10 protein-coding genes are annotated in these 12,756 nt (G+C 62.1%); 8 read left to right on the top strand and 2 right to left on the bottom strand.

What is annotated here, in order from left to right; genetic code table 11:
• The first annotated feature begins 38 nt into the window (after nucleotides 1–38).
• Entirely contained in the window at nucleotides 39–3,098 is a 3,060-nt protein-coding gene (locus tag Q1K49_RS01360) for an ATP-binding cassette domain-containing protein (protein WP_300521925.1), read from the top strand.
• On the opposite strand, the gene Q1K49_RS01365 is transcribed toward Q1K49_RS01360, so the two are convergent.
• Together Q1K49_RS01365 and Q1K49_RS14835 are read right to left on the bottom strand one after the other, a co-directional pair.
• Nucleotides 3,088–4,035: an NAD(P)-dependent oxidoreductase gene (locus tag Q1K49_RS01365; RefSeq protein WP_300521927.1), complete on the bottom strand. Its 948-nt coding sequence runs from the start codon at nucleotides 4,033–4,035 to the stop codon at nucleotides 3,088–3,090. The two genes, Q1K49_RS01360 and Q1K49_RS01365, sit on opposite strands and share 11 nt — an antisense overlap.
• Before the next feature lie 187 nt (nucleotides 4,036–4,222).
• The gene (locus Q1K49_RS14835) at nucleotides 4,223–4,573 is read right to left on the bottom strand and encodes a helix-turn-helix domain-containing protein (protein WP_366146029.1); all 351 of its coding nucleotides are present in this window, start codon (nucleotides 4,571–4,573) and stop codon (nucleotides 4,223–4,225) included.
• Nucleotides 4,574–4,806: 233 nt separating this feature from the next.
• Here Q1K49_RS14835 and Q1K49_RS01370 point away from each other — a divergent pair, with 233 nt between their 5' ends.
• The 7 genes from Q1K49_RS01370 to Q1K49_RS01400 all read left to right on the top strand — a co-directional run.
• The gene (locus tag Q1K49_RS01370) at nucleotides 4,807–7,341 is read left to right on the top strand and encodes a hypothetical protein (protein ID WP_300521929.1); all 2,535 of its coding nucleotides are present in this window, start codon (nucleotides 4,807–4,809) and stop codon (nucleotides 7,339–7,341) included.
• A gap of 87 nt (nucleotides 7,342–7,428) precedes the next feature.
• On the top strand, nucleotides 7,429–8,910 hold the full coding sequence (locus tag Q1K49_RS01375) for a ubiquitin-like protein (protein WP_300521931.1): 1,482 nt from the start codon (nucleotides 7,429–7,431) through the stop codon (nucleotides 8,908–8,910).
• Between the two features lie 114 nt (nucleotides 8,911–9,024).
• On the top strand, nucleotides 9,025–9,198 hold the full coding sequence (locus tag Q1K49_RS01380; protein ID WP_213693982.1) for a 4Fe-4S binding protein: 174 nt from the start codon (nucleotides 9,025–9,027) through the stop codon (nucleotides 9,196–9,198).
• A gap of 351 nt (nucleotides 9,199–9,549) precedes the next feature.
• A complete protein-coding gene (locus Q1K49_RS01385) occupies nucleotides 9,550–10,362 on the top strand; it encodes a PstS family phosphate ABC transporter substrate-binding protein (RefSeq protein ID WP_300521935.1) in 813 nt (270 codons plus the stop codon).
• A gap of 250 nt (nucleotides 10,363–10,612) precedes the next feature.
• Nucleotides 10,613–11,500: a phosphate ABC transporter permease subunit PstC gene (gene pstC / locus Q1K49_RS01390; RefSeq protein ID WP_300521938.1), complete on the top strand. Its 888-nt coding sequence runs from the start codon at nucleotides 10,613–10,615 to the stop codon at nucleotides 11,498–11,500.
• Nucleotides 11,488–12,420, top strand: a complete 933-nt coding sequence (pstA, locus tag Q1K49_RS01395; protein ID WP_300521941.1) for a phosphate ABC transporter permease PstA — start codon at nucleotides 11,488–11,490, stop codon at nucleotides 12,418–12,420. The genes pstC and pstA overlap by 13 nt, the downstream gene beginning before the upstream one ends.
• Before the next feature lie 23 nt (nucleotides 12,421–12,443).
• Nucleotides 12,444–12,756: ATP-binding cassette domain-containing protein (locus Q1K49_RS01400; protein WP_300521944.1), on the top strand; the 313-nt coding region annotated here is incomplete at its 3' end.

Here is a 12,756-nt window from a genome sequence, read left to right on the forward strand (position 1 = left end):
TCCGCCCGGAGCGGCGATTTTTCTGAATGGTGGCCGCCATGACGGAAATACTTTTGAACGCGATTCTCAATCTCTTCGCCATTCAGGCGGCCCTCCTGGCTCCGCCCTCCCGCGCCGCCCTGCGGGAGAAGGTGGCCGCCTATCTCGGGGAATACCTCGGCTTGGCCCGAACGGAGCCCTACCTGGATCTCTTTGATCTGGCTCTGGAGATACAGGAGGGAGAGGATCCCGCCAGTCTCCGGGAGAACGCGGTGCACGTGACGGAGGAACTCCGACAGCGTCTTCCCTGGCGCGAACAGGTGGCTGCCCTGGTGCATTTCGTTGAAATCGTCGAAAAAGTCGGATGTGTGGCTTCGGGAGAACGCATCGACGGTCTCGTGGCGGAGTCCTTCCGCATGGAAGGCACGCTTCTCGATGCGGTACGCCTCTTCTGCGGCAGGCCCTTCAGGGAAGAGGAGACCGGTCCGGAGTTTCTGGTCCATCTCCCCGAAATTCCTCCAGGGGCACGGCGAGGCCGGGGGAGGGATCTTCCCGCCCGTCGTCGCATGTCGCGTTCCTTCGCTGTCCTCCGGTTCAGCCAAGGCGAGAGCTACTTCTGCCGCTCCCTCGACACGGACCTTTTCCTGGATGGCAGCCCTCTTCCACCTCATGCCATCGCTTTCCTGAAGCCGGGATCGGTACTGGGCACGGCCCAGGGGGAACGCCTCCACTTTTCGGAAATCGTCGCGGTCTTTGCCGAGTCCGGAGGGGCCCGGGAGGTCCTTCGCTTCGAAGGAAGACATCTGGAGTTCCGCCATCCCGGAAGCACGAACACGGGAGTGCACGACTTCAGTTTTTCCCTTTCCGGAGGAGAACTCGTGGCGGTCATGGGAGGGAGCGGTTCGGGAAAATCCACCCTGCTCGGCGTGCTCACGGGGCGTCTTGCACCATGCTCGGGGAGTCTCTCCGTCAACGGAGCGGAGGTGACAGGCAACCGCTCCGGGCTGGAGGGGCTTTTCGGTTACGTTCCCCAGGACGATCTGCTCTTCGAGGACCTCACGGTCTTTGAGAATCTCTATTACAACGCCAGGCTCTGTCTTGCCGACCGCAGCGACGAGGAGATCCGCCGGCGCTGCCGTGAGGTGCTCGAAGAGCTGCAACAGCCCGACATCGCCTCGCTCCGGGTGGGAACACCGCTGGAGAAGTGCATCAGCGGCGGGCAGCGGAAACGGCTGAACATCGCTCTGGAACTTCTCCGTGAGCCGTCCGTCCTCTTCGTGGACGAGCCGACCAGCGGACTCTCCTCGGCGGATGCGGAGAACGTGGTGGCTCTCCTGAAGGCTCAAACCGCGAAGGGGCGCCTCGTCGTGGCGGTGATCCATCAACCCTCCAGTGACGTGTACAAAATGTTCGACCGGCTGTGGATTCTCGATACGGGGGGACGCCCCATCTTCGACGGAAATCCCCTGGATGCGCTCGTGACGTTCCGCACCGCCGCCTATCGGGCCGGAAACGAGGAGTATGCCTGTCCGCACTGCGGCAACGTGAACCCGGAGCAGCTCTTCGAGATCATCGAGGAAAAGACCGTTGACGACAGAGGATTCGCCACGAGAACGCGTCGCGTTTCCCCTGAGGAATGGCACGCACGTTACCTGGCGCACCGCGAGGAGACGGGCGGGAAAGAAGGGAGCGGACCGGAATCAGATTCCGACATCGACCTTCCGGAACGGCGCCTCTGGCGCCCGTCGCCTCTCGGTCAGTTCGCGGTCTTTCTCCGCCGCACCTTTCGAAGCCGCACGGCCAACGGAAGCTACCTGCGCACCACACTCCTCGAGCCGCCGTTTCTGGGACTTCTGGCGGGGCTCCTCTTCCGTGGATCCTGGGGTGCGCCCTATGTCTTCCGGGACAACGGAAACATTCCCGGGTATTTCTTCATGAGCGTGGTCATCGCCGTGTTTCTGGGGCTCTCCGTCAGTTCGGGGGAGATCGTTCGGGACCGGAAGGTTCTGGAGCGGGAGCGCCTTCTTCATTTGAGCTGGGGAAGCTATATCACCGCCAAGGCGACGTACCTCGCCGGCGTCGCCTTTCTTCAGGCGGGGCTGTACGTTTTGGCGGGAAACGCGCTTCTTCAGATCCCCCAGATGACACTCGCCACCTGGGCGATCCTCTTCAGTGCCGCCTTCTGCGCCTGCATGCTCGGCCTCAACCTCTCCGCCGCGGTGACCTCTTCCGTGGCCGTCTACATTCTCATTCCCATGCTGCTCGTTCCCAAGATCATGCTCGGAGGGCCGACCATCCCCTACGACGAGCTTCTCCGGAAGAACGCAGGCAACCGCAACGTTCCCCTCGTGGCGGAGTTCATGCCCACGCGCTGGGGATACGAGGCGCTTCTGGTCGAGCACTACCGGAACAGTCCCTTTCAACGTCGTTTCTTCGACGACGAGAACACCCGACGATGGATGGACTACCTTCTTGGAAACCACCTCCCGGAGATTCGCGGACTTGCCGCGTATCCTTTTGCCCCCACCCCGGAGGAGAGACGGCGCGAGATCTCCCGTCGCCTGACGGCGCTGAAGAACGAGCTGGCCTACCTGGAGCGCTTTACGGGACTTTCCGTTCCCCTTGAAAGCGATGACTTCTCTCCCGAATCCTACGGCAGGAAGACGCAGCGACGTGTCCTCGCCTTTCTGAAGGACGCGGAAGCGCTGCTCAAGTCCCTTCGCGCTCAGGCGGCGGAGCGAAGACAAAAAAGCGAGGACACCCTCCGGGACGAACTCGGACATGCGGGCTTCGAAGCACTGCGAAACCGCACGCTGAACAGAGAAGTGGAGAAGCGGGTCCTCGGCGTCGTCCTCGACGGAGACAGCGTGGTGCTCTCCGGTACTCGCCTGGTTCCCAAAGTCCTTCCCATCGCCCAGGCACCGGAATCACGCCTGGGGCGGGCGCACCTTTTTGCGCCCTTCAAGCGCCTCGGAGATCTTGTCATCCCCACGCCCCTCTTTGACCTCGGCGTCCTCTGGGGCATGTCCCTTCTGCTCATCCTCCTTCTTTGGAGCCGGGTTCCGGAGCGAACCGGCGCGCTGTTGGGACGCCTGAGGAGGAGCGCGCTCAGTCGGTGACGCGGGAGAGCGGCTCTTCTCCCCGGGCGACGCGGTTCAGGTTTTCCAGGACGAATCGGGCGATGCCTTCATGGGCCTCCCGGGTCACGCCGCCGAGGTGGGGCGTGGCGACCACCTCGGGGAGGGAGAGAAGCGGATCCTCCGGGGAGGGCGGTTCCTCCCAGAACACATCGAGCCCTACGCCTCCGAGACGCCTGGTCCGGAGCGTCTCCTCCAAGTCCTTGCGGACGATCACGCTGCCCCGGCTCACGTTCACGAGAAACGCTCCGCTCTCCATGGCGCGCAGCACCTCGGCGTTCACGAGCCCCCGCGTTTCCGCCGTCTCGGGAACGGCGAGGATGATGAAATGGCATCCCCGGACGGCCTCGCCGAGGGCGTGCAGAGGAAAGACCTGCTCCATTCCCCAGAAGGCGTGTTCCTCCCGGAGTGTTCGGTTGACGCCCGCCACAGTCACGCCGAGACAGAGAAGGCGTTCGACGATGCAGTGCCCCAGGTTGCCCAGTCCCACCACGCAGGCCCGTTTGCCCCAGAGCGTGCTTCCCAGCGGCGCGTGAAGCCGCCCCTTGCGCAGATTCTCCTGGCTCGCGGCGAAACGCCTGGAGAGAAGAAGGAGATGGAGAAGCACCATCTCGGCGACGCTCTCCCCGTTTCCCGTTCCCCTGGAGGGGACGTTGCAGACCGGCACGTTCCTCCGGCGGCACGCCGCCAGGTCGATGTTTTCCACGCCCACACCCCATTGCTGCACAAGGCGCAGGTTCGGCGCTGCGGCGAGGTGCTTCTCCCCGAAAGCAAGCGGCGGAAGGATCACCGCCTCCGCCCGGGGAAGCTCGTCGAAGAGCATCTCCGGCGTGGCCGTCCGAACCTCGTGTCCTTCCAGGGAGACCCCCGCCCGTCCGAAGACCTTTTCGAAAATGACATCCGCAAAGAGAACCCGCATGGTTGTCGATCCCTCCTTCACTTCAAGAACCGTGGTCTCTCCGGCGAGACATGCCCTCCCCGTGCCCGGCATCGCCGGCCGGAGGAACGTCGGAGCGGAGCCTGGAAATTTCCGCTCCTCCCGGTACGTCGCGTTTCGGTGCGTGCAACTGTCTCCCCGCATCTTCAAACAGGAACCTCCGGGGATTTCATTTTCTCTCAAATGATCGGGATGCGCCAATCCCGAGGCGGAGAAGGTTCCGTTCCGTTTTGCGGGAGCGGAAACGCGCGTGCTGCGCACAGCCCCGTCCCTTGTGAACGAGCCCCGAAGTTTCCTCCTTGCGAAACCTGTTTTTACGTCGAATCACATGCCGAGAACTCAAGCCGATCCTTTCGCCGGCCTCCCGCACCGTGGTCTTCCCGGCCGATGCCTGTTCAACCACGAGCAACCGCCGCGCTCCCTTCGTCTTCATGAAGACGTCGCCCCTGTTCGTCATGGGTGACGTGTTCATCGTCCCGCTCAGGGGTGACGCTCTCGCTGTCCGGCCACAAGGCGACATCGGCTCCTTGAATCCACGCCATTGTGCATGCTAAAATTTAAAGAGGCAAAAATTGAAAAAAGTATGGTTTTAAAGACCCTTTTCAGGGCACCACGGTGTTCACTGTGTCTTTTCGACGAGAAAAACGGACAAAATGAACCATCTCTCCGCAGGCCCGACGGGAACGGGAGGAAACCCTTCGGGGCGGAGAAAAAACGAGGGGAGTGGTTTTCATGGAGAGGAACCCATCACGGATGAATCGATCTTTCAAGGCGTTCTTTCCACTGTTCCTGTTGTTGCTGGTCGGAAGCGCTCTCCTGCTCGGCGGGTGCGGCGGAGGAAAGGACGATGCTCCCCTGCCGGTGGTGCGTGGCCTGACCTATACGTTCAGCGATGACGTCACCGCGGGAAGAGTGACGCTGCAGACCCTCTCCGGCGATGTTCTTTTCGACCTCTCGGAGGACGTGCACACCACGGGTTCCTTCGTGATCTCCCCCGGAGAGATCCTCCCCTCGCCCTTTCTCGCGGTGGTGACGGACATCGCCACGAGGGACGCCTCCAGTTCGGCCCTTTCGGGACAGGCACCCCTTCCGGCACCCTCCTCACTCTATGCGCTGGTGGAAGAAAGCGGCGCGCTGGTGCGGGTGACTCCCCTCTCGTCGCTGGTCGCCCGCTACGCGATCCGCACGGGAAAGACCCTCGCCGAGGCGGAGGAAGCCATCGGGACGTTCCTGGAACTGAAATACAGCGCCTCCCCCTCCCGGCTCGTTCCAGGCGCGTCGGATCGCAACAATTTCTCCTTCTCGCTCTTCGGCTGGGCCTGGGTCGACTCGGGGCTCTCCTTCGACGCCTTTCTGGACACTCTCATCGACGAGGCCGAGGCAGGGAGGACCCACTCCTTTCCCGGCTCCGTTCAGGGTGCGGGAAGTAAGATCTTCAAGTGGCTGCTGAAGGAGATCGGCGCCGGAGCGGTGGGCTGGGCCACCGGCGAGGGGCTCGGCTGGGTGGAGAAGCTCATCTTCGGCGACCCGACGAAGGACATTCAGTCCGAGCTGGACATGCTTTCGGAGAAGATGACCTTCATCAGCAAGAACCTGATCGACTTCGAGAAGGCCATGACGGATCTGCTGCGGCAGATGCAGGTGGAGGCCGACTACAACACCATGCTCTCCTCCATCTCGCTGATCCGGACTCTTTATGACGACAACTTGATGCCGCTTCCTAAAAACAAGGACCGCGAGAGATCCAAGAAGGAGGCGGAGGCCATCGACGCCAAGACCCTCGACGTGGAACTCGGGCTCGACCTGATCAACGAGAAGTTGACCGCCCCTCTCGTGGGAACCAGCTTCTACACCAAGCTGGCGACGTATCTGCTGGGCCAGGTCAGGGGAGGAAAGACCTCCGCCGAGGACGCCCTCGACACCTATCTCCAGACGTATTTGTTCCTCGTGGGCATCCAGAGCAAGGGATTGGTCCTCATTACCGAACACTACCACCTTTTCCAGGACCCGGAGGACGTCAAGAACAACGTGCTGCGGTGGCAGGAGAAGCACACCGACCGGATCGCCGCCCAGTCGGAGATTTTCCTCGACGGCGTGGAGATGATGGGCGTCTTTCTCCCCAGGGGAGGGTGCACCATGGACTACCACCGGGGAAGCGACATGCCGCACGACGCGGGAGGTTCGCCCTACTTCACCTTCGACGACCATGTCGGAGACGCGGTGGGAGCGTCGTCGCAGGTGGTGGTGCGTCTCCTTTGGGATTCCCTGGTGGCGGATACCTATTACTGGAGGGGATCCAGGCCGAAGGATTACAACGTCTTTTTCACCTTCATGAAGGATCGGATGCGCGATCTGGAGGTGAAGAAAGACGGCAAGGGCACCGCGCTGCCCCTCTATCTGAGGGTGAATGAAAGCGACGTGCCGACGCTGATAGGAGGCTATCACGGCACGGTGAACGTCGTTGCCTGGCAGGATACCGGAAAGAGCCCCACCAGGGCGGTGGTGCTCCGGTACATCTTCCGGGACATGCCGCTGCAGACCCGCAGCACCCTCGTCACAGATGAAAACGTGGCCCGCCGGTTCAACCTTGGGGACGACGAATCCCCCGTTCCCGGAGCGGTGGGTAAGAAACTCCTCAACAGCACTTTCAGCTACGATGCGAAAGTGCCGGCCATCTGGCTCACCCTGACGGAAGAGAAGCCCTACGCCACGGTCCCGCTCTTCGCCTGGCTTCCCGAGGCCGCTCTTCTTCGCAACGGGGAGCCCGACGAGGCCGGAGGCGCCCCACTGCTCGCCACGAAGCCCGAGAAGAAGGACGAACCGGTCGCCGAGTACGGCATCAAGGCCACGAATCGGGTGTATTTGAAAGACGAGGGCAACCATGTCTCCTGCCTGGGCGAGTGGCGGAAATACGGCGGCGCGGAACGACACGGACTCGTCCGATATGAATCCGTGGATGCCACGAAGGCCTTCGTTCGTTACGGCGATCTTCTTTCTCTGAAGAGCCACAGTGGGGAACTTCAATTTCCCTCGTACAAAAGCAAGTGCAACTACTCCAGGGTCGTCGATACGGCAAGGCTCGAGCCCGTTCCGGTGATCATGTCCCGTTTCGTGGATTTCTACACCGAAACCAAAGAGCCGGCTTATCCCCGGGAGGGCATCCACGTCTTCATCAAGACGAAGGATCACGACTATCTGCGGGAGGCGGAAAACGGAAATACGCTCTACACCAACGGGACCGAGAAGGACTCTCCCCAGCGGTGGACCTTCCGGCTCTATAATTTCTAGGCGATGTTCTCCGACCTCCGTCGGCGGGGACATCGGTCCTGCCGCCGCACCTTTTTCGCGGTACTTCTCGCGGCAGTTCTTGTCGCCGTGTTCGGATCCGCGACCCAGGCGATGCAGATCTTCGTGAAGGAAAAGGGCGCAGAAGGCACGATCACGCTCGAAGTGGAGGCGGGAGACTCCATCGAGAGTGTGAAGGCGAAGATCCAGGACAAGAAAGGCTATGTGCCGGAGAGACAGCGTCTTTTTTTCGATGGCGTGGAGTTGGAGAACGAAAAAACGCTCTCGGACTACGAAATCCAGAAGGAGACGACGCTCCTCCTTGTTTTGGTGTGGACCATCAGCGGCGACGTGACGGCTGCTTGCGAGGCCTGTGTGAAGGGCGTGGACGTGAGGATTCTGAGCGGCGACGGCGTGACCCTTCTTTATACCGTCTCCACCGATGGCAACGGTGTCTACTCGAAGGATCTCGAGGGAGGAGCGACTTATCGGATTCTCGTTCCTCCCGGTGTTTTCTGTGAATACACTCCGGCGAGCCGGATCGTCTCCCTCGGCAATGAGGCGTTGCAGGTTCCCACGTTCACGGCGGTCCGCTCCTGCGCCACTCCCACCCCGACGCGGGCTCCCACGCCGGAATCGACCTTGTCTCCGTCCCCGACGCCGAGACCCACTGCGACGCCCGTGCCGACCGCCCCGGCGACACCGACGCCGGAGCCTTTCGTGACGCCGAGGCCGACCATCTCTCCCGAACCGACGCTTCCTCCCCGTCCTCCGGAGGAGCCTCTTCCCACGGAGAATCCCCGTCCGTCCCCCACGGGGATCGCACCGTCGCCACCGCCGCCCTTCCGCCCGAGCATCGTCGGTGCCTTCGTGGGAGGAGCCGGACACTACATCGTTCGCTCCATCTCCGACGATCCTTTGGGACTTCAGAGGGCGTGGAACGTGGAGGACGCCATCCTGAACGGCGGAGGTGGGGATGGTCCCTTTGGTACCGCCGCGTGGGGCGGGGACGGTGCGCGGGCGAGGGAGATCATCGCCGCGTGGCTCGGGGTTCCGGACATCAACGGGGCCAACGCATCTCTTCTCGTTGCACCGGCGGTTCTCGTCAGCGCCGACATGATGACAGGTCCGCTCTTCGTCTCCATGGACATCCAGCGGGAGCCGAGCGAAGAGACCGTCGCCCGCGGCATTTTTCTCGCCGTGTCCACCTTCGACACCACGACTCGGGCGATGAACGGTTTTTCTCTGCTCCTTCCCTCAGAGAAGGGAAAAGGCCCCTTCTCCCCGCTCGTCGCCGGGGAGGGCGCGCCCTGGGTCATCGAGGAGAATTTTCGCTACACGGTGGAGGACAACGCCTCTCTGGACGAGGAAGGGCTCCGGGGAACCATCACGACGGAATTTTCGCTGGTCTCCGTGGCGGTGAACAGAGACCGCGTGACGGTCACCACGCCGACGGCCGAACCCACACCCGGAAATCCATCGGGTTCGGGGGGCGGAGGATGTTCCGCAGGGCTCGCGTCGCCGGTTCTTCTGCTGTTTGTTCTTCCGCTGCTGCTGTCTCTGGGGTCATGAACGTTCCGCCGTCACGAAGATGACACGTTTCTGCTCGCTTGTGCCCCCATTGCTGCAATGGTATGATGTCGTTGCCGATTTCGGTCGCTTATGAAAAAAGAGGAGGGATGACAAATGGCAAAGGCAGTAGTTGACAAGGATGTGTGTGTCGGATGTGAGGCCTGCGTGGGCACCTGCCCCGTGAGCGCCATCGCCATGAACGACGGCAAGGCCCAGGTTGAGGCTGACAGTTGTGTCGAGTGCGGCGCCTGTGTGGCCGCCTGCCCCGTGAGCGCCATCTCTCAGTAGCCACGACGCTTTTTGGTTCCGCGGCGGCTGATCCCTGTCCGGTCCTGACGAAGGGGAAGGAAGCGGAGACGTTTCCTTCCCCTTCGTCATGGTCGGAAAACCCTCCACGGCGATCTGTTTTCCTTCTCTCGCTTCTTCCCTCGTTTTTCTTCGGTGCTCGCCCCACCTCGTTCGTTTTCCGCCGTTACCTTTCGGAAACATTTCCGAAGAGATTGCCACAAAGCCGTTACATTTCCGTCACGAACGCGACATACCCGCGTAACGACGTTCCTCTAGACTTGTCCCTGCAAGGAAGAGGTTCGGACGGCACCGGAAAATCACAAGATCGACAACACGAGGAGGAGTCTTGAAATGAAGCGGTATCTGATCGGCACGGCGGCGGTTCTTTGTGGTGTGCTCCTGACGGGAGCGGCATTTGCAGGCGACCTGAAGATGAACGGTTCCACCACGGTTCTTCCCATCGCCCAGGCGGCGGCGGAGAAGTTCATGGCCTCCAACAGCGACGTGAAGATCACGGTCTCCGGCGGTGGCAGCGGTAACGGCATCAAGGCCCTTATCGACGGCACCACGGACATCGCCATGGCATCCCGCCCGATGAAGGACAAGGAGAAGAGCGACGCCGAGGCCAAGGGCGTGAAGCCCTTCGAGATCAAGGTGGCCATCGACGCTCTCTGTGCCATGGTTCATCCCTCCAACCCCGTGAACGATCTCTCCCTGGAGCAGCTCAAGGAAATCTACATGGGCAAGATCGAGAACTGGAAAGCCCTTGGCGGCGAAGAGAAGGCCATCGCGGTGGCTGGACGCGACACCAGCTCCGGAACCTTCGGAACCTGGGAGGAAATGGTCATGCACGGCGAGAAGGTCACTCCCAAGGCGCTCGTCACCGCTTCCGCCGGTGCGCTGCTCCAGACCGTCGCGAAGAACCCCCTTGCCATCGGCTATGACGGTATCGCCTACATCAACGACTCCGTGAAGGCCCTGAAGGTGGGCGGCGTGGAAGCCAACGCGGCGAACGCCAAAAACGGTTCTTATCCCCTCAGCCGCTTCCTCTTCCTCTACACGAACGGCGAGCCTCAGGGCGACGCGAAGGCCTTCGTGGACTACCTGCTGAGCCCCGAGGGGCAGAAGATCGTCGAGCAGGTGGGCTACATCCCCCTCAACTAGAAAACCAGAGCGCTTCCTCTTCCCCTTTCCACCCTCGCCCCCCACGCCGTCCCCGGGGGGCGAGTTTTCCGCGTGACGCTTCTCGCCTTCGGAGTTCGTCTCGTCCTTCTTCGGGGAAAGAGAAAGCCGCCTCTTCAGGCCGAAGGGAGGAACGGATTTCGGACCGTTTTTCCCGGAAGACGGAAGAGGTCAAGGGGGACCACGAACCGGAGAGGCCCGGTTGAGTCGTCCAGAAGGGAAGGTCCGGAACATGAAAGATTCCGATACCCTGCGCGGTGATCGCATACCAAAAAGGGTCATCACCGTGCTCGCGTCCACGGGCATGGCGATCATGCTCTTCATTCTCTACTTCCTGCTCCGCGAGGGACTGCCGGTGCTGCGGCACGCCTCGCTGGGGGAATTGCTCCTCGGTTCCTACTGGTATCCCACTTACGATCCCCCCGAGTTCGGCATGTTTCCCCTTGTCGTGGGGTCTCTGGCGGTGACGGCACTGGCGTCGCTCCTCGCCGTGCCGGTAAGCCTCGGCCTTGCGGCCTTCATCTCCGAGGTCTGTCCCAGGTCGCTCCGGGAGATCTTCAAACCCATTCTGGAAGTGTTGGGATTTTTCCCCTCGGTGGTGCTTGGATTCATCGGCATGGTGGTCATCGCTCCCTGGCTCCAGGAACGCTTTTCCATTCTCACGGGGCTCAATCTGATGAACGCCTCGATCCTCATGGGAATCATGATCGTGCCCGTGGTGGCTTCTCTCGCGGAGGATGCCATGGCCGCGGTGCCCAAGGATCTCCGGGACGCCGCCTACGCCCTGGGTTCCACCCGGTGGGAGACCATCTCCCGGGTTGTGATCCCCGCGGCGCTTCCGGGCATTCTTCAGGCGTGCCTGCTGGGTGTCATGCGCGCTGTAGGGGAGACCATGGTGGTCCTCATGGCCTCGGGAGGCGCCGCCTTGGTTCCTCGGTCGGTGCTCGATCCGGTCCGTCCCCTCACGTCCACCATCGCCGCAGAGATGGGGGAGACCCCGGTCGGTTCCGACCACTACTTTGCACTCTTCTTCGCGGGGATTTTGCTTTTGGTCATCACCCTGGGCATCAACGTGGCCGCCATGTGGGTGGAGCGGAGAGGATTGCGGTGGCGGGGATGAAGACCACGCGAAGGTCGAGCGGAAGCGCCTACGCCGGCCAGGGTGCGGGAACCCTGCCGGAGGTGCGTGCCGGCAGGGTCGTGAAGGACAAGCTCGTCACGGCACTTCTCTGGTGCACCATGGGAGGGATCGTCCTCCTGCTGGGCGGCATCTTGACTTTCCTCTCCGCCCGGGGCGCGGGAGTGCTCTCCTGGGATTTCTTCCTGGAGCCCCCGCGGGAGGCTATGACCCAGGGCGGGGTCTATCCCGCCATCGTGGGGACCTTCCAGCTCATTTTCGTCTCCATGGCCTTCGCCTTTCCCATGGGTGTGGCCACGGCGGTGTATCTCGTGGAGTACGCCCGGGACGATCTCTTCACCCGCACGGTGCGCCTGGCCATCCGGAGCCTTGCGGGCGTTCCGTCGGTAGTGTTCGGCCTTTTCGGGCTCTCTTTCTTTGCGGTCTTCCTCGGGTTCGGACCCTGTCTCCTCTCCGCGGGGCTCACTCTGGGATGTCTCGCCCTGCCCATCATGGTGGGCGCCGCCGAATCGGCTTTGCGGTCCGTCCCCCAGGACTATCGGGATGCCTCCTACGCCATGGGAGCCACCCGGTGGCAGACCATCTACAAGGTGGTTCTTCCCGCGGCGTTTCCCTCGATTCTCACGGGGGGCATCCTCAGCGTCGGACGTGTGGCGGGGGAGACGGCGCCCATCATCTTCACCGGAGCGGCCTTCTACGCTCCCCACGTGGCGAAGAGTCTTTTTCAGGAGGTCATGGCCCTGCCGTACCACATTCTCGTGTTGGCCACGGCGGGTACCAACATTGAGATGACCCGGCCCATCCAGTACGGGACGGTGCTGGTTCTCCTCATCATCGTTCTTGGAACGACGCTCATCGGCATTCTCTGGCGGGCACGGCTCCGCCTGAAGAATGTGCGGTGACTTCCGAAAGGTGGTACGCATTCATGTCTGCGGCGACGCCGAAATTTCTCGTACGCGCCCTCAACCTCCACTACGGGGAGCACCATGCCCTGAAGAATGTGGAGATGGACATCGCCCCCAAGTCGGTGACGGCCTTCATCGGCCCCTCGGGATGCGGCAAGAGCACCTTTCTCCGTTGCCTGAACAGGATGAACGACTTCATCCTGGGGTGCCGCGTCGAGGGGGAGATCAAACTTGACGGCATGGACATCTATGCCGCCTCCACGGACGTGATCGCCCTGCGGCGAAAGGTGGGCATGGTCTTCCAGCGACCGAATCCATTTCCTTCGTCCATCT

Origin of the sequence: Aminiphilus sp. (assembly GCF_029975095.1) — a bacterium.
Lineage (GTDB): Bacteria > Synergistota > Synergistia > Synergistales > Aminiphilaceae > Aminiphilus.